Source organism: Micromonospora sp. NPDC047738 (genome assembly GCF_040642675.1).
Lineage (GTDB): Bacteria > Actinomycetota > Actinomycetes > Mycobacteriales > Micromonosporaceae > Micromonospora.
This window is the reverse complement of record NZ_JBEYSO010000013.1, coordinates 118,531-135,641: the sequence shown is the minus strand read 5'-3', so window position 1 is coordinate 135,641 and position 17,111 is coordinate 118,531. Positions and strand designations below refer to the sequence as shown.

13 protein-coding genes are annotated in these 17,111 nt (G+C 72.9%); 6 read left to right on the top strand and 7 right to left on the bottom strand.

The features are described 5' to 3' along the window. Positions 1–67 precede the first annotated feature (67 nt). The 3 genes from ABZ783_RS21515 to ABZ783_RS21505 all read left to right on the top strand — a co-directional run bounded on the left by ABZ783_RS21515 (position 68) and on the right by ABZ783_RS21505 (position 3,222). Positions 68–1,108 (top strand): mechanosensitive ion channel family protein, encoded by a 1,041-nt coding sequence (locus ABZ783_RS21515; RefSeq protein WP_357441112.1) that lies wholly within the window; start codon positions 68–70, stop codon positions 1,106–1,108. A gap of 249 nt (positions 1,109–1,357) precedes the next feature. Beyond that, positions 1,358–2,749: an MFS transporter gene (locus ABZ783_RS21510; RefSeq protein ID WP_357441109.1), complete on the top strand. Its 1,392-nt coding sequence runs from the start codon at positions 1,358–1,360 to the stop codon at positions 2,747–2,749. Positions 2,750–2,832: 83 nt separating this feature from the next. Further along, complete coding sequence (locus ABZ783_RS21505) at positions 2,833–3,222, top strand: globin (protein ID WP_357441106.1); 390 nt, start codon at positions 2,833–2,835, stop codon at positions 3,220–3,222. A 48-nt stretch (positions 3,223–3,270) separates the two neighbouring features. On the opposite strand, the gene ABZ783_RS21500 is transcribed toward ABZ783_RS21505, so the two are convergent. The 4 genes from ABZ783_RS21500 to ettA form a co-directional block, all read right to left on the bottom strand. Beyond that, positions 3,271–3,855 carry a YbjN domain-containing protein gene (locus ABZ783_RS21500; RefSeq protein ID WP_357440974.1) on the bottom strand — a complete coding sequence of 195 codons (585 nt, stop codon included), beginning with the start codon at positions 3,853–3,855 and terminating at the stop codon, positions 3,271–3,273. A gap of 131 nt (positions 3,856–3,986) precedes the next feature. Further along, positions 3,987–4,655 carry a hypothetical protein gene (locus tag ABZ783_RS21495; RefSeq protein WP_357440971.1) on the bottom strand — a complete coding sequence of 223 codons (669 nt, stop codon included), beginning with the start codon at positions 4,653–4,655 and terminating at the stop codon, positions 3,987–3,989. A gap of 103 nt (positions 4,656–4,758) precedes the next feature. Next, the gene (locus tag ABZ783_RS21490) at positions 4,759–5,202 is read right to left on the bottom strand and encodes a thioesterase family protein (protein ID WP_357440968.1); all 444 of its coding nucleotides are present in this window, start codon (positions 5,200–5,202) and stop codon (positions 4,759–4,761) included. Then, the gene (ettA, locus tag ABZ783_RS21485; protein WP_357440965.1) at positions 5,195–6,871 is read right to left on the bottom strand and encodes an energy-dependent translational throttle protein EttA; all 1,677 of its coding nucleotides are present in this window, start codon (positions 6,869–6,871) and stop codon (positions 5,195–5,197) included. Before ettA ends, ABZ783_RS21490 begins: the two co-directional genes overlap by 8 nt. 311 nt (positions 6,872–7,182) lie before the next feature. Here ettA and ABZ783_RS21480 point away from each other — a divergent pair, with 311 nt between their 5' ends. Together ABZ783_RS21480 and otsB are read left to right on the top strand one after the other, a co-directional pair. Next, entirely contained in the window at positions 7,183–8,583 is a 1,401-nt protein-coding gene (locus ABZ783_RS21480; RefSeq protein ID WP_073836622.1) for a trehalose-6-phosphate synthase, read from the top strand. Continuing rightward, a complete protein-coding gene (otsB, locus tag ABZ783_RS21475; protein WP_357440962.1) occupies positions 8,580–11,174 on the top strand; it encodes a trehalose-phosphatase in 2,595 nt (864 codons plus the stop codon). Before ABZ783_RS21480 ends, otsB begins: the two co-directional genes overlap by 4 nt. Positions 11,175–11,356: 182 nt before the next feature. Here the strand turns inward: otsB and cobA are convergent, their stop codons facing one another. Genes cobA through cobC form a run of 3 tightly spaced genes read right to left on the bottom strand, consistent with a single transcriptional unit; the run spans position 11,357 to position 14,738 of the window. Further along, on the bottom strand, positions 11,357–12,562 hold the full coding sequence (gene cobA, locus ABZ783_RS21470) for a uroporphyrinogen-III C-methyltransferase (protein ID WP_357440959.1): 1,206 nt from the start codon (positions 12,560–12,562) through the stop codon (positions 11,357–11,359). Next, positions 12,559–13,635 carry a nicotinate-nucleotide--dimethylbenzimidazole phosphoribosyltransferase gene (gene cobT, locus ABZ783_RS21465; protein ID WP_357441103.1) on the bottom strand — a complete coding sequence of 359 codons (1,077 nt, stop codon included), beginning with the start codon at positions 13,633–13,635 and terminating at the stop codon, positions 12,559–12,561. The genes cobA and cobT overlap by 4 nt, the downstream gene beginning before the upstream one ends. Next, positions 13,635–14,738, bottom strand: coding sequence for an Rv2231c family pyridoxal phosphate-dependent protein CobC (cobC, locus tag ABZ783_RS21460; RefSeq protein ID WP_357440956.1), 1,104 nt, complete (start codon positions 14,736–14,738; stop codon positions 13,635–13,637). Before cobC ends, cobT begins: the two co-directional genes overlap by 1 nt. A 133-nt stretch (positions 14,739–14,871) precedes the next feature. On the opposite strand from cobC, the gene ABZ783_RS21455 reads away from it, so the two are divergent. Then, on the top strand, positions 14,872–17,007 hold the full coding sequence (locus tag ABZ783_RS21455) for a transglycosylase domain-containing protein (RefSeq protein ID WP_357440953.1): 2,136 nt from the start codon (positions 14,872–14,874) through the stop codon (positions 17,005–17,007). Positions 17,008–17,111: the final 104 nt, after the last annotated feature.

Here is a 17,111-nt window from a genome sequence, read left to right as displayed (position 1 = left end):
CTGGTGGGTCAGCAGCGGGCGCCCAGGAGCCGTGCGGTACGAAAGCAGGGTGAGTACCGCCGACCTGATGCTCCGCGTTCTGGCCGCCGCGCCCGACCCCGGCCCGAGTCCGTCCGTCGACTGCCGGACCGACCCCCTGTGCAAGCAGGTACTGGAGCTGACCGGCTCAGTCTGGTTCGCCGAGGGCAGCTACTGGATCGTGCTGAAGCCGCTGCGGATCATCCTGATCCTGCTGCTGGCCTTCGTCGCCCGCTGGGCGTTGCACCGGGCGATCAACCGGCTCGTCCGGACGACCAGCGAGACCGCGGTGCCCACCCTGCTCAAGCCGCTGCGCGAGCGGATCCCCAGCGCCGGGGCGAACCCGGAGGACTTCGTGCCGGAGCGGCGGCGGCAGCGCGCCGAGGCGATCGGCTCGGTGCTGCGCAGCATGGTCACCGCCTTCATCTTCGGTATCGCGCTGCTGATGGTGCTGAAGGAGTTCAGCTTCGACCTGGCCCCGCTGCTGGCCAGCGCCGGCATCGCCGGCGTCGCCCTCGGCTTCGGCGCGCAGAGCCTGGTCAAGGACCTGATCGCCGGCCTGTTCATGCTGATCGAGGACCAGTACGGCGTCGGCGACACCGTCGACCTCGGCGAGGCGACCGGCGTGGTGGAGGCGGTGGGCCTGCGGGTCACCACGGTCCGGGACGGCCGGGGCGTGCTCTGGTACATCCGGAACGGCGAGATCGTCCGGGTCGGCAACAAGAGCCAGGGGTGGGCCCTGGTGGTGGTGGACCTGCCGATCGGCTTCGCCGGCACCGAGGAGGCCAGCGCGGTGCTGCGTACGGCGGCCGCGTCGGTGGCGATGGACCCGGAGCTGGCATCCCAGATCGTCGAGGCGCCGGAGGTGCTCGGCGTCGAACAGATGACGGTGGACGGGGCGGTGATCCGCACGGTGGTCAAGACGACCGCCGACGGGCAGTTCGCCGTCGGCCGCGAGCTGCGCCGCCGGCTGGCCGAGGCGCTGGAGAACTCCGGCATCACCGCCCGGATCGCGGCGGCCCGGCTCTACCCGGGCCTGCCGCCCAACGTCCCGACTCCCGGGGAGACGGGCACCGGCGGCGCGACCTGAGATCGGCCGCCACCCGGCCCTTGCGGGGCCGGCGGTTGGCGGGGGTCGCGCGCCGAGCGGCCCCTCGGGTATCGTCCGATCGTTCAGTCGGAGATGCGACGATCAATCCGTTCACCCTAGCCAGTTGTCAGACGATCGGGCAGAATCCGGTAAGCACGCTCCGGTCGGAGCGTGCTCGTGTCCTCGCTGATCCGTAAACCTGACGACGGTTCCCGGTCGGTCCCACCACGAGTGGTCGGCCCGGGGACGATGGAGGCGACGGTGTCCGACGAGCGACCCGCCCAGGAGGGCTCGGCCACCTTCCGCGACGTGTTCAGCCAGTCGGAGTTCCGCGCCCTCTTCACCGCCAGCACCCTCTCCTGGGTCGGCGACTACCTGGCCAAAGCCGCCGTCACGGTCCTGGTCTACCGGGAGACCGACTCGGTGGCGCTCTCCGCCGCCGCGTTCGCGGCCAGCTACCTGCCCTGGCTGATCGGCGGTCCACTGCTCTCCGCGCTGGCCGAACGGCACCGGTACCGGCAGGTCATGGTGATCTGTGACGTCATCCGGATGGCGTTGATGGCACTGGTGGCCGTGCCGGTGATGCCCCCCTGGGCGATCCTCGCCCTGATCTTCGCCGCCACCCTGGCCAACCCGCCGAGCCAGGCCGCCCGGTCCGCGCTGACGCCGCACATCCTCACTGGCGACCGGCTGGTGCTGGGCCTGTCGGTCACCGCGAGCACCGCCCAGGCCGCCCAGGTCGTCGGCTACCTGCTCGGCGCGGCGATCGCCGCGATCGACCCCAACGTCGCCCTGCTGATCAACGCGGCCACCTTCGGCCTGTCGGCCGCCCTGTGCCGGTTCGGCCTCCGGGACCGGCCGCCCGCGATGACCGCCGCGCACCGCAGCCACCTGCTGCGGGAGACCGGTGAGGGCTTCCGCATCGTCTTCGGTCAGCAGGTCCTGCGGGCCATCGCCGTGGTGGTGTTCAGCGCGGTGGTCTTCTCGATCGTGCCGGAGGGGCTGGCCGCCCCATGGGCCGCCGACCGGACCGACGGCGCGATGGACGCTGGCACCGCCCAGGCGGTGATCATGGCGGCCAACCCGGTCGGCTACATCCTCGGCGGGCTGCTGATCAGCCGGCTCGTCGCCCCGGGCCGCCGGGTGGCGTTGATCCGCCCGCTGGCGATCCTCGCCCCGGCGGCGCTCGTTCCCGCCCTGCTCGACCCGCCGCCGCTCCTGGTGGCGCTCCTCGCCGCCGGCTGCGGCTTCGCGGTGGGCGGGCTGCTGCCGGTGGCCAACGGCCTGTTCGTCCGCGCCCTGCCCGATGGCTACCGGGCCCGGGCGTTCGGCGTGATGGCCAGTGGGACGCAGATCACCCAGGGTGGAGCCGTGCTGGTCACCGGGGCGCTCGCCGAACGGTTCAGCATCCCCACGGTGGTGGGCGTGTGGAGCGCCGCCGGGGTGGGGCTGATGCTCCTGGCGGTGCTCACCTGGCCGCGCCCGGAGACGGTGGCCGCGACCGTCGCGGCGGCCGAGGCCGACTCGGTCGCCCGGGACGCCGCCGGCCCAGACCCGCACACCCCGGCCATGACGGGCGCGTCCGGCGTGATCGGCAACCGCTCCGGTGAGCGGGGCCGGCGCCGGCACGCGGTGGGGTGACCTGACTCCCGCCGGCCGGTGGGCACGGCGGTTGCGCAATCGGCACCTGGCAGGATGGAAGGGTGAATTCCCCAGGCGAGTCGATGACCCTCTTCGAGGCGGTCGGCGGCGAACCCACCTTCCGCAAGCTGGTGGACGAGTTCTACGCGGGTGTGGCCGATGACCCGCTGCTGCGGCCAATGTACCCGGAGGAGGACCTCGGCCCGGCGGCCGACCGGCTGACCCTGTTCCTCATGCAGTACTGGGGCGGCCCGCACACCTACTCGGAGCAGCGTGGCCACCCGCGGCTGCGGATGCGGCACGCGCCGTTCCGGATCGGGGCGGCCGAGCGGGACGCCTGGCTGCGCCACATGCGGCGCGCCGTGGACCGGCTGGACCTGCCGCCGGAGATCGCCGACGCGCTCTGGGACTACCTGGAGCGGGCCGCGTACTTCATGGTCAACGTGATGGAGGACCCGGCCGCCGGGGCCTGACGGCAGCGGATCGCGCGGCGCCGGGGCCCGGGGGCCCCGGCCGACCGGTCAGAGCAGGGCGCCCTCGTCGTGCAGCCAGTCCACGAAGGTGGTGGCCACCGCGGCGCCACAGTCGAGCATCTCGACCAGCAGCGCGTCGTGGGTGCCGGCGCCGAGCGGGACCTGGAGCTCCGCGTAGATCGGGAGCTGGCCGCGCTCGGTCGGGTCGCCGATGTACGCCTTGCAGAACCGTCGAGTGTGGTTCCACTCGTTAACCACGCGGTAGGCGCGGTCGGCCCAGTCCGGCGGCACCGTCGCGTGTGGACGGGCCCGCATCACCAGGATCTCGTCGTCCGGCCCCTCCAGCGTGACCAGCACCGCGTGCCGCTCCCACATGGCCAGCAGGTTGCCGTCGCCGTCGGCCAGGTAACGCACGTCGAGCAGGTCGAGCGCGTCGCAGACCCGGCGGAGGGTGACCGGGGCGACGGTTGCCGGCATGTCCGCGATCACGGGCCGCTCGGCGGCCGGGGTGTCGTCCCCCGGCTGGCGGGGGGTCGGCGGTCCGACCCGGACGGTTTCCTCCACTGTGATCCCGGTTCGAGTTTCCGGATCGCCGCCACTGGCGGGACCTGGGCGCCATGACCACCACGGCATCGCTCGCGCACCTCACTCCCCAGCGGATCCAGCCGCCTACGGTGCGTTGGATCCGAGCATGGACGGTACCCGTACAGCCGGGCTGAGGCATCCCCCCAACGGGCGCACCAAACCGGAAGGATGATCCGGGGTCATCCGTTCGGATGAGTGATTGTGGGCGTAAGGCTCAGTTCCGCCACCTTCCGCGACCAGGCCGCTCCGTACGGTCCGACCAGACCGACCCATCGGCCGGCGACGCGTACCCGGATGTCGCCGGTGCCGACGAAGCCCATCCGGACCAGCCCCTGCACCAACCGCTGCGGCACCTCCACCGGGGCGTCCGGCGCGTCGTCCGGAGTCACCACCACGGCGACGTGGTCCAGCAGCGCGTCCCGCAGCGCGCGCTGCCCCACCGCGCGGCCCGCCACGCCGTGCCTGGCCGCCTCGCGCAGTGTCCCGGCCGCTGCGGCGGCGATCCGGCGTACGTCCTCGGCGGGCAGGGACTCCACCGCCCGACTGGCCGGCGGCGGCAGCGGCCAGCGCCAGCCGTCGTCGCGACGCCGGGGCAGCGCGGCACCCCCGGCCGACAGCTCGGCCAGCAGCTCCCCGGCGGCGACGGTGACGTCACCCGGGGCCGTTCCGGTGACCGTGCGGACCACCAGGACGCCCCACGGCAACCGGGCCCAGAGGGCGGTACGGCCGACGCCGGGCACCGGCCGGAGCCGGACCAGGGTGGCCGGGTCCAGCCGGACCAGCCGGGCCAGGAAGGCGCCCGCGTCGGCCACCCCGTCGAGCCCGTGCCCCGCCGTCGGGCCGGTCACCCAAGCTCCTCGGTTCCCGGCGTTCCCCGGACCGGCCCGCGCCGCACGCTCACGCCGCCCCCTCGGCTCCCGGCCGCGGGGCGCGCGGAGCCGCTCCGCGCGCTCACTCCGCCACCCCCGGCGCGTACCCGAGCAGGAAGGCCCGCTCCTCCGGGGAGATCCGGCGGGGCCGCTGTGCCGCCAGGTCGAACGGGACGAGGACGGACCGGGCTCGGCTGGCCAGCACCTCGCCGTCGTACAGCTCGTAGGCGACGGTGAACGAGGCGGCCCGCAGCTCCTCCACCCAGAGCTCGATGCGGACCGTCGGCGCCGCCTCCGCGGTGGCCCGGCCCAGCGCGTAGTCGACCGGGCGCAGGTAGTCGACCTCGTGCCGGCGGATGACCACCCCGTCGGCGAACGAGCCCACCCCCCACGCCCGGCCGCCGGCGAACATCAACGCCACCCGCGCCTCCTCGTAGAGGGTGAGGAAGCGCGAGTTGTTGACGTGCCCGTACGCGTCCAGGTCGGACCAGCGCAGCGTGCAGTGGTAGACGAAGCGGTCAGTCACGGGTGAGCTTGCGGTAGGTCACCCGGTGCGGACGGGCAGCCTCGGCGCCGAGCCGGTCGATCTTGTTCTTCTCGTACGCCTCGAAGTTGCCCTCGAACCAGAACCACTTGGCCGGGTTCTGGTCGTCGCCCTCCCAGGCCAGGATGTGCGTGGCGACCCGGTCCAGGAACATCCGGTCGTGGGAGATGACCACGGCGCAGCCCGGGAACTCCAGCAGCGCGTTCTCCAGGCTGCCGAGGGTCTCCACGTCCAGGTCGTTGGTCGGCTCGTCGAGCAGGATGACGTTGCCACCGATCTTCAGGGTCAGCGCCAGGTTGAGCCGGTTCCGCTCGCCACCGGACAGCACCTTGGTCGGCTTCTGCTGGTCCGGCCCCTTGAACCCGAACGCGGCGATGTACGCCCGCGACGGCATCTCGACCTTGCCGACCAGGAGGTGGTCCAGCCCGTCGGAGACCGTCTCCCAGACCGTCTTGTCGCCGGCCAGACCCGCCCGGCTCTGGTCGACGTACGACAGCGAGACCGTGTCGCCGACCTTGACCGAGCCGGTGGTCGGCTCCTCCAGCCCGACAATGGTCTTGAACAGGGTGGTCTTGCCGACGCCGTTGGGGCCGATCACGCCGACGATGCCGTTGCGCGGCAGCGAGAAGCTGAGGCCGTCGATCAGCACCCGGTCGCCGAACGCCTTGGTGAGGTTGTTGACCTCGATGACCGTGCTGCCCAGCCGCGGGCCCGGCGGGATCTGGATCTCCTCGAAGTCCAGCTTGCGGGTCTGCTCCGCCGCGGTGGCCATCTCCTCGTACCGGTCGAGCCGGGCCTTGGACTTGGTCTGCCGGGCCTTGGCGTTGGAGCGGACCCACTCCAGCTCCTCGTCGAGGCGCTTCTTCATCTTGGCGTCGCGGCGCCCCTCGACGGCCATCCGGGCGGCCTTCTTCTCCAGGTAGGTGGAGTAGTTGCCCTCGTAGCCGATGGCCCGGCCGCGGTCCAGCTCCAGGATCCAGCCGGCCACGTTGTCGAGGAAGTACCGGTCGTGGGTGATCGCGATGACCGTGCCGGCGTACTTGGCCAGGTGCTGCTCCAGCCACTGCACGCTCTCCGCGTCCAGGTGGTTGGTGGGCTCGTCGAGCAGCAAAAGGTCGGGCGCCTCCAGCAGCAGCTTGCACAGCGCCACCCGGCGGCGCTCACCGCCGGACAGCTTGGTCACGTCGGCGTCCGGCGGCGGGCAGCGCAGCGCGTCCATCGCCAGCTCGAGCTTGGAGTCGATGTCCCAGGCGTCGGCGTTGTCCAACTCCTCCTGGAGCCGGCCCATCTCCTCCATCAGCTCGTCGGAGTAGTCCGTGGCCATCTGCTCGGCGATCTTGTTGAACCGCTCCAGCTTGGCCTTGGTCTCGGCGACCGCCTCCTCGACGTTGCCGAGGACGGTCTTGGCGTCGTTCAGCGGCGGCTCCTGTGCCAGCATGCCGACGGTGTAGCCGGGCATCAGCCGGGCCTCGCCGTTGCTCGGCTGGTCCCAGCCTGCCATGATCTTGAGGAGGCTGGACTTGCCGGCGCCGTTCGGGCCGACCACACCGATCTTGGCCCCCGGCAGGAAGTTCAGCGTCACGTTGTCGAGCACGACCTTGTCGCCGTGCGCCTTGCGCGCCTTTTCCAGGACGTAGATGAACTGGGCCACGGTGCGGGCTACCTCCGTCGGTTGCGTCTGGGTCGCGGGCACGGGCGCGGGTCGGCATCTCCGCCCGCCGCCGCCGGCCGGGGCCGGCCACGCGCACGCCACCGTCAATCCTGACAGGTACGGCCCGCTCCGCCCACATCACCCCGCCCCGAGCGACTGGTCGAGGTGCTCGTCGGGGTTGTCTACAAGATCACGTCTGTGGTTCGGTGGGGGTGGGACGGGTACCTGACTCCGCACGGGGGAACAGACGCCGCAGATACGCTCAGTACGCTCATCGCGGTGGACCCGTCAGCACCCGGAGGTGGCCGATCGTGACCGTCCGTAGCTCCTTTGTCGTAGTGGCGAACCGACTGCCGGTCGACGAGGTGAGCACACCCGAAGGACGGCAGTGGCGGCGGAGCCCGGGCGGGCTGGTCACCGCGCTGCATCCGGTACTCGCCGACCACCAGGGCACCTGGGTCGGCTGGGCCGGCGGCACCGGGGCCGCGCCGGAGCCGTTCGACCTTGAGGGGATCCGGCTGCATCCGGTGCCGCTGAGCGCCGAGGAGTTGGAGCGCTACTACGAGGGCCAGTCCAACGCGACGATCTGGCCGCTCTACCACGACGCCGTGGAGACCCCGGTCTACAAGCGCCGCTGGCGCGAGACGTACCGGCTGGTCAACGCCCGGTTCGCGGAGGCCGCGGCGGACGTCGCGGCCGAGGGCGCGACGGTCTGGGTGCAGGACTACCAGCTCCAGCTGGTCCCGGCGATGCTCCGCGAGCTGCGGCCGGACCTGCGGATCGGGTTCTTCCTGCACATCCCGTTCCCGCCGATCGAGCTGTTCATGCAGATGCCGTTCCGGACCGAGATCCTGCGCGGCCTGCTCGGCTCCGACCTGGTCGGCTTCCAGCAGCGGCTGGCCGCGCAGAACTTCGTCCGACTCGCCCGGCACCTGCTCGGGCTGCGCTACGAGGGGCAGATGATCCAGGTCGACGGCCGGCAGGTGAAGGCCGGCGCCTTCCCGATCTCCATCGACACCCGGGAGATGGAGCGGCTGGCCGAGGACCCGGCGATCCAGGCCCGGGCCAAGCAGATCCGCGAGGAGTTGGGCAACCCGAAGACGATCGTCCTTGGCGTCGACCGGCTGGACTACACCAAGGGCATCGAGCTGCGGCTCAAGGCCTTCCGCGAACTCCTGGCTGACGGAAAGTTGACAGTTCCGGACGCCGTCATGGTGCAGGTGGCCACGCCGAGCCGGGAACGGGTGGAGCACTACCAGGCACTTCGAGTGAAGGTCGAGCGGGAGGTCGGCCGGATTAATGGTGAATTCGGACGGGTCGGCGTGCCGGCGGTGCATTATCTGCATCAGTCGTACAGTCGCTCCGAACTTGCCGCGATGTACGTCGCGGCAGACGTGATGATGGTGACCCCGCTGCGAGACGGAATGAATCTGGTGGCCAAGGAGTACGTCGCATCGCGCGCCGACCAGGGCGGCGCGCTCGTGCTCAGTGAGTTCGCCGGCGCCGCCACTGAGCTGCGCCAGGCCTTCCTGTGTAACCCCCACGACCCCGACGCGGTCAAGGACGCGCTGCTGCGCGCCGTGCACGTCGAGAAACCCGAGGCCCGCCGCCGGATGCGGATAATGCAACGCCACCTGCGCACCCACGACGTGGGGCACTGGGCCAAGTCGTTCCTGACCGAACTCGGCGTGCCCGATGCGGAGGCGGCGTGAACTCCCCCAGCACCGCCACCCACCCCGTCATGGATCCCGAGCTGCGTGCCGCCATCGGCCGGATCGCCCGGGTTCCGCAGCTCCTGGTCGCCTGCGACTACGACGGCACGCTCGCGCCGATCGTCGAGGACCCGAGCAAGGCCGTCCCGCTGCCCGAGTCGGTGGCCGCGGTCCGCGCGCTGGCCTCGCTGCCGCAGACCACCGTCGCGGTGGTCTCCGGGCGCGCGCTGCGCGACCTGGCCACGCTCTCCCGGCTGCCCAGCGAGGTGCACCTGGTCGGCAGCCACGGCTCGGAGTTCGACATCGGCTTCGTCGAGCGGCTCTCCCCCGAGCTGATCGCGGTGCGGACCCGGCTGCGGGACGCGCTGCGCCAGATCGCCGCCGACCACCCCGGCGTACGGCTGGAACGCAAGCCGGCCAGCGTCGCGATGCACACCCGCGGGGTGGACCCGCAGGTGGCCGCCTCCGCCGTCGAGGCGGTGCGCAGCGGCCCGGCCACCTGGGACGAGGTGACCGTCACGCAGGGCAAGGAGGTCATCGAGCTGTCCGTGGTGGCCACCCACAAGGGCACCGCCGTCGACCAGCTCCGCACCCAGCTCGCGGCGAGCGCGGTGCTCTTCATCGGCGACGACGTCACCGACGAGAACGCCTTCGGCAACCTGCACGGCCCGGACGTCGGCATCAAGATCGGCCCCGGCGACACCCAGGCCGACTACCGGGTGGCCGAGCCGATCGAGGCGGCCCGGGCGCTGGGCCTGCTGCTGGAGACCCGGCGGCACTGGCTCTTCGGCGAACGCGCGGTGCCGATCGAGCGGCACTCGATGCTGGCTAACGGCCGGACCGTCGCGCTGCTCACCCCGGACGCCAAGATCACCTGGCTGTGCCACCCGAAGCCGGACTCGGCGGCAATCTTCGCCGACCTGGTCGGCGGCAGCCCGGCCGGGCACTTCAGCATCTCGCCGGAACGCGGCGGCATCCCGCTCGGTCAGCGCTACCGCAGCGGCACCATGACGGTGGAGACCCGCTGGTCCGGGCTGACCGTCACCGACTGGCTGGACGTGCCGGCGGCGGAGACCACCCCGGACGGTCCGGCCGTCGTCACCGGCGACTCGACGCTGGTCCGGGTGCTCACCGGCACCGGCCGGGCCCGGGTGGACTTCGCCCCTCGGCCCGAGTTCGGCCAGGTGGCGGTGCAGTTGCAGCCGATCGACGACGGCCTGCTGGTGCTCGGTTCCAACGAGCCGATGGCGCTCTACTCGCCCGGGTTGAACTGGGACGTCACCAGCGACGGGGTGAACGAGACGGCAAAGGCCGTGGTCGACCTGTCCGCGCTCGGCGGGCAGGTCGTGCTGGAGCTGCGCTTCGGCACGCAGAGCCTGGAACACCACACGGTGCCGATCCACGAGCGGCAGGCCGCCGCCGAGCAGCCCTGGAAGGACTGGGTGGCCGGGCTGCGGCTGCCCGGCACCGCCCGGGACCTGGTCGCCCGCAGCGCGCTCACCCTGCGCGCGCTCTGCCACGAGCCCAGCGGCTCGATCCTCGCCGCGGCGACCACCTCGCTCCCCGAGGAGCTGGGCGGCGTCCGGAACTGGGACTACCGCTACTGCTGGCTGCGGGACGCGTCGATGACCGCGCGGGCCCTGGTCGACCTCGGCTCGACCGAGGAGGCCGAGGCGCTGCTGCGCTGGATCGACGGCGTGGTCGAGCGCACCGGCGGGCACCCGGAGCGACTGCACCCGCTCTACACCGTCGACGGGTACGAACTGGGCGCCGAGGCGGTCATCGACACCCTGCCCGGGTATGCCGGCTCCCGACCGGTCCGGGTCGGCAACCTCGCCAACCACCAGCTGCAGCTCGACGTCTTCGGCCCGATCGCCGACCTGATCGCCGCGGTGGCCGACGCGCGGGGCTCGGTCCGCGAGGACGAGTGGCGGGTGCTGGACAACATGGTCGAGGCGGTCCGCCGCCGCTGGCACGAACCCGACCACGGCATCTGGGAGGCCCGCCTCCCGCCGCGGCACCACATCTTCTCCAAGGTCATGTGCTGGATGACCGTCGATCGGGCACTGCACGTGGTCCGGCAGCACGGCCACGAGGACCGGCCGGAGTGGGTGGAGCTGCGCGACCGGATCGCCGCGAACGTGCTGGAGTACGGCTGGCACGAGGTGGCCGAGGCGTACAGCGTCGCGTACGGGCACGAGGACATGGACGCCTCGTCACTGTGGATCGGCCTGTCCGGGCTGCTCCCGGGCGACGACCCGCGCTTCCTGTCCACCGTGCTCAAGATCGAGGCGGACCTGCGCAGCGGCCCGGTCGTCTACCGGTACCACTGGGACGACGGCCTGCCCGGCCGGGAGGGCGGCTTCCACATCTGCACGGCGTGGTTGGTCGAGGCGTACCTGCGCACCGGCCGGCGCACCGACGCGGAGGAGCTGTTCGTCCAGATGATCGACACGGCGGGCCCGACCGGGCTGCTCCCGGAGCAGTACGACCCGCTCGCCGAGCGCGGCCTGGGCAACCACCCGCAGGCGTACAGCCACCTCGGCCTGATCCGCTGCGCCCTGCTGCTGGACAACATGCTCAAGCAGTGACCTGACCAGCGAGGTCGGCGGCCGGAGACGAGGAGTCTCCGGCCGCCGTCTTACTGTTCCTCCACAGCGACGGATGGCCCCACCCACGACCGGGTTTCCGGGGAGCCCGCTCGCGGAGGGATCAAGCCTGACCGCCCGGAGCGAGCGGGCTCCCCGGAAACCCCGACGCCCCGGACCAGGGGTCAGACGTCGAGCACCCCCACCACGTCGCCGATGACGACGATGGCGGGCGGGCGGACACCTGCCTCGAGCACGTCGACCGCCACCGCGCCGAGCGTCGAGCGGAGGGTCCGCTGGCCGCTGGTCGTGCCCTCCTGGACCACGGCCACCGGGGTTTCCGCCGGGCGGCCGTGGGCGACCAGGGTGGCGCTGATCGCGGCGAGGTTCTTCAGGCCCATCAGGACGACCAGGGTGCCGCGCAGGCCGGCGAGGGCCTCCCAGCGGACGAGGGACGCCGGCGAGTCGGGGGCCAGGTGGCCGGAGACCACGGTGAACTCGTGCGCCACCGCCCGGTGGGTGACCGGCACACCGGCCACCGCGGGTACGGCGACGGCGCTGGTCACCCCGGGCACCACGGTCACCGGTACCCCCGCCTCGGCGCATGCCAGCAGCTCCTCCCCGCCCCGGCCGAAGACGTACGGATCGCCGCCCTTGAGCCGGACCACGAACTTCCCGGCCCGGGCCCGGTCCACCAGGATCCGGTTGATCTCCTCCTGCGCGCGCGACGGCCCGTACGGGATCTTCGAGGCGTCGACCAGCTCCACGTCGGGGCGCAGCTCGTCGAGGAGCAGCCCGGGGACGAGGCGGTCGGCGACCACCACGTCCGCCCCGGTGAGCAACCGCCAACCCTTCACGGTGATCAGCTCCGGATCACCCGGCCCCGCGCCCACCAGCGCCACCCGTCCGGGTGCGCCGCCGGTCCTACCGGACGGTTGGGGACGCACGCTCAGCAGGTCGCGGACGGCGTCCCGGACGGCCATCGCGCGGCGCGGGTCGCCGCCGCCGAGCACGGCGACGGTGACCGGGCCGTGCCGGGTCACCGCCGGGGTCCACGCGGTGGCCGCCGCCCGGTCGTCGGCGCGGACACAGAAGATCCGGCGCTCGGCGGCGACAGCGCTGACCGCGGCCGCGGCGGCCCGGTCGTCGACGGCCACCTGGACCAGCCAGGCACCGTCCAGGTCGGCGGGGGCGAAGCGGCGCGGCACCCAGTGCAGCCGGCCCGCGTCGGCGTGCGCCCGCAGCGCCGGGGTGAGCTCCGGCGCGACCAGCAGGACGTCCGCGCCGGCGTCGAGCAGCGCGGGCACCCGCCGGGTGGCCACCGCTCCCCCACCCACCACGACGACCCGCCGGCCGGCCAGCCGCAGCCCAAGAGGGTAAGGACTAGTCACTTCTCCGCCACGCCCGCCGAGTCGAAGGTGGCCACCTCGTGCAGCACCCGGACCGCGCCGGTGACGACCGGGAGCGCGAGCAGCGCGCCGGTGCCCTCACCGAGGCGCAGCCCGAGGTCGATCAGCGGGTCGAGGCCGAGGTGCCGCAGGGCGGCGGTGGCGCCCGGCTCGGCGGAGCGGTGCCCGGCGACCATCGCCCCGACCGCGTCGGGTGCGAACGCGGCGGCCGCCAGCGCGGCGCTGACCGCGATCACCCCGTCCAGCAGCACGGGCACCCGGCGCGCGACGGCCCCCAGGACCAGCCCGGTCAGCGCGGCGTGCTCCAGCCCGCCGACCGCGGCCAGCACGCCCAGCGGGTCGGCCGGGTCCGGCGCGTGCCGGTCGAGCGCCGCCCGCACCACGCCGACCTTCCGCGCGTACGTCCCGTCGTCCACCCCGGTGCCGCGCCCGGTCACCTCGGCCGGGTCGGCCCCGGTGAACGCGGCGACCAGCGCGGCGGCCGGGGTGGTGTTGCCGATGCCCATGTCACCGGTCAGCAGGATGCCCGCCCCGGCGTCGACCAGTTCCCCGGCGATCCGGATGCCGGTCTCCACCGCCGCCCGCGCCTCGTCCCTGGTGAGCGCGGCGGTCACGGTCATGTCCCGGGTGCCGGGGCGGACGGCCGCGGCGACCAGCCGGGGCCCGGCCGGGTCGGCGGCGTCCGCCGGGTCGACCGGGAGCGGGGTGGCGACGCCGACGTCGACCACGGTGACGGAGGCGCCGGCCTGCCGGGCGAACGCGTTGACCACCGCGCCGCCGGCCAGGAAGTTGCCGATCATCTGTGCGGTGACCTCCTGCGGCCACGGGGTCACGCCCTGGGCGTGCACGCCGTGGTCGCCGGCGAAGATGGCCACCGCGGCCGGCTCGGGCAGCGGCGGCGGGCAGGCCCCGGCCAGCCCGGCGAGCCGTACGGAGAGGGGCTCCAGCGCACCGAGGGAGCCGGCGGGCTTGGTCAGCCGGCCCTGCAGCTCGCGGGCCGCCGCCATGGCGGTCTCGTCGAGCGGCCGGATCGCCGCCACGGTGGACTCCAGCATCATGCCTCCAGGATCTCCGCCAGCACGTCGGTGAACGCGTCGGTCGTCGCCGGATCGCGCACCGCGATCCGCAGCCAGTCCGGGCCGAGCCCGGGGAAGGTGTCGCCCCGGCGTACCGCCCAGCCGCGCTCGCGCAGCCGCTCCCGCACCCCGGCGGCGCCGGGCAGGTGCACCAGGACGAACGCGCTGGCCGGGCGGCCCGCGACGCGTACCCCGGGGAGGCCGGACAGGCGGGCCACCAGGTGCTCGCGGTCGGCGGCGAGCCCGGCGGCGATGGCGCGCTCGGCCGCCACGGCGGCCGGGGACGCGCAGGCGATGGCGGCGGCGAGCGCGGGGGTGGAGACCGCCCACAGCGGCTGGGCGGCGGCGAACCGGGCGAGCAGCGCCGGCTCGCCGAGCAGGTAGCCGATCCGCAGGCCGGCCAGCCCCCAGGTCTTGGTGAGGCTGCGGACCACCACCAGGCCGGGCAGGTCGCGGCGGTCGGCCAGGGACTCGGGTTCGCCGGCCACGCCAGGGGCGACGGTGGTGTCGGCGAACGCCTCGTCGACCACGAGCACCCGGCCGGGGCGGGCGAGCGCGGCGACCTGCGCGGCGGGGTGCAGCACCGAGGTGGGGTTGGTGGGGTTGCCGACCAGCACCAGGTCGGCGTCGGCGGGTACCCGGGCCGGGTCGAGCCGGAAGCCGTTGGCCGGGTCGAGCAGGACCCGCTCGACGGCGTGCCCGGCAGCCCGCAGCGCGGCCTCCGGCTCGGTGAACTGCGGGTGCACCACGACCGGTCGCCGGGCGTCGCGCAGCGCCCGGGCGATCAGCACGAAGCCCTCCGCCGCGCCGGCGGTGAGCAGTACCTCCTCCGGGGTACGCCCGTGCCGGGCGGCGACGGCGGCCCGGGCCGGACCGGGATCGGGGTACGCGGCCAGCTCGCCCAGCGCCGCGACGAGCGGGTCGGCCAGCCAGTCGGGCATCGGGGCGCGGCGGACGTTGACGGCCAGGTCGACCAGCCCCGGGGTCGCCTCGGCGTCGCCGTGGTGCCCGAGGTCGGGCTCGTCCTGCCGGTCCGCTCCCGGCCCGCCGGCGGCCGGCGTCCCGGTCAGCTGAGCACGCATGTCCGCGATCCTGCCGGGAAGCCGCCGCCCGGGACAGCGGATCCCGGCGTGGGACGCGTCACCACCGCTCGACCCACTCGCCCGTTTATGAATTCTTCTCATTTCCGAATCGGAAATGTCATAGCTTGACCTCGTGAGCAACCGACCCCGTGCCTCCGCTGGTCGTGCCGTTCTCCTCCTCCGCGCCGGGCTCATCGCCGGCATCGTGGTCTCCGCCGCGATGTTTCCACTGGCCGCCCTCAGTGGCATCGGCGCCAAGGCCACCGCACACGCAGTGGAGCAGAAGACGAACATCCTCAAGACCGCGCTACCCGCCGAGACCTCGTACCTCTACGCGCCGGACGGCAAGACCGTGCTGACGATGTTCTACGAGGAGTACCGGCAGTACACCAAGATCCAGGACATCTCGCCGAACGTGCAGCAGGCGATCGTCGCCGCCGAGGACAACCGCTTCTACCAGCACCGCGGCGTCGACCCGAAGGGCGTGGCCCGCGCCTTCGTCGCCAACTCCCGCTCCGGCGGCGTCTCCCAGGGCGCCTCGACCCTGACCATGCAGTACGTCCGGATGGCCCTGCGGGACAGCGCGAAGACCCCGAAGGAGGTCCAGGAAGCCACCCAGCAGACCAGCCTGCGCAAGGTCAAGGAGATGCGCATGGCGCTCGACATCGAGAAGCACCTCAGCAAGGAACAGATCCTCGAGCGCTACCTCAACTCGGCCTACTTCGGTCACCGGGCGTACGGGATCTACGCGGCCGCACAGATCTTCTTCTCCAAGACCCCGGCCACCCTCACCCCGACCGAGGCGGCCACCCTGGCCGGCCTGGTGAAGTCCCCGTCGGAGTACGACCCGATCACCTCCGACCAGAAGGACGCCACCGGCCGGCGCAACTACGTGCTCGACAACATGTCCCGCCTCGGCTACCTGTCGCCCGACGCCGCCGCCCGGGCCAAGGCCGAGCCGATCCGGCTGCGGCTCACCAACCCGCCGAACGACTGCGCCGCGCTCCTCGAGAAGTACCGGGCGACCTGGGGCTTCTACTGCGACTACCTGAAGAACTGGTGGAGTTCGCAGCCGGCGTTCGGGGCCAACCGCCTGGAACGGATGGACAAGCTGCGCCGCGGCGGCTATCGGATCGTGCTCGCCCTCGACCCGAAGATCCAGGAGGCGGCGGAGAAGAACGTGGGGGCCAAGGACGGCACCGGCAGCCCGTTCGCCAACGGAATCGTGGTCGCCGAGCCGGGCACCGGACGGATCAAGGCGATGGCGGTGAACCGGACCTACTCGCTCGACCTGAGCGAGAACCCGAACAGCTCCAACCCGGAGGCCGGCCCGAACGTCAAGGCGAACTATCCGAACACCGTCGCGCCGCTGCTCGGCGGGGGAACACTCCCCGGCTACCAGGCCGGATCGACGTTCAAGATGTTCACGATGCTCGCCGCGCTCAACTCCGGGACGAAGCTCTCCGACACCATCAACTCGCCGTTCAAGTACCAGTCGGCCATCTACGACGGGTGGGCCCCGGTCAACGCCAGCGGCGCGATGACCGGCGTACAGACCATGTGGTCCGGCTTCGGCAAATCGGTGAACACCTTCTTCGTGCAGCTGGAGGAGAAGATCGGCGCGGAGAAGGGGGTGCGCCTGGCCGAGCAGCTCGGGCTGCGCTGGCGTACCGACGTGGACCGTGACCACGCCTCGCCGGACAAGGCAAACAAGTGGGGCGCGTTCACCCTGGGCGTCTCCGACGCCACCCCGCTGGAGATGGCGAACGCGTACGCCGCGGTGGCCGCCGACGGCCGGTACTGCGAGGCCATCCCGGTCAACTCGATCCTGAACCGGGACGGCACGCCGGCCATGTACACCACTGCGGGCGGGGTGGAGCGGGAGGTCGCCAAGCCGCGCTGCCGGCAGGTGGTCAGCGCGGACGCGGCCCGGGCCGCCACCGACGCCGCCCGCTGCCCGACCGGTGACACCCCGGCCAAGGGCGGCTGCGGCGGCTGGTCCACCGCCGACAGCGTCCGGGGCACGGTCGGCCGCCCGGTCGCCGGCAAGACCGGTACCACCGACAGCACCCGGTCCGCCTGGTTCGCCGGCTACACCCCGGAGCTGGCCGCGGCGAGCTTCATCGCCGACCCGGACAACCCGTTCAACGCGGTGGGTGACGGGCTGTCCCAGGTGCCCGTCGATGCGGTGGCGATGACGCTGCGCGACGCGCTCAAGGGCCAGCCCACCCGCCAGTTCACCCCACCGTCCGACCAGATCGTCGGCTGACGACGACCCGGGGGTGCGCCCGGGTTAGTTGATCAAGAGGTTTGCGTCCAGGATCGCCCGGATCTTGACGCGAACCTCTTGATCGCTGTGCCGGGGCCGGGGGC

Bases quoted from the DNA above. Each gene is read 5' to 3' on its own strand.
- ABZ783_RS21500 (WP_357440974.1), bottom strand. From the start codon at position 3,855: ATGCCGTGGTGGTCATGGCGCCCAGGTCCCGCCAGTGGCGGCGATCCG.
- cobC (WP_357440956.1), bottom strand. From the start codon at position 14,738: ATGCGTGCTCAGCTGACCGGGACGCCGGCCGCCGGCGGGCCGGGAGCG.
- ABZ783_RS21515 (WP_357441112.1), top strand. From the start codon at position 68: ATGCTCCGCGTTCTGGCCGCCGCGCCCGACCCCGGCCCGAGTCCGTCC.
- ABZ783_RS21510 (WP_357441109.1), top strand. From the start codon at position 1,358: ATGGAGGCGACGGTGTCCGACGAGCGACCCGCCCAGGAGGGCTCGGCC.
- cobT (WP_357441103.1), bottom strand. From the start codon at position 13,635: ATGCTGGAGTCCACCGTGGCGGCGATCCGGCCGCTCGACGAGACCGCC.
- ABZ783_RS21505 (WP_357441106.1), top strand. From the start codon at position 2,833: ATGACCCTCTTCGAGGCGGTCGGCGGCGAACCCACCTTCCGCAAGCTG.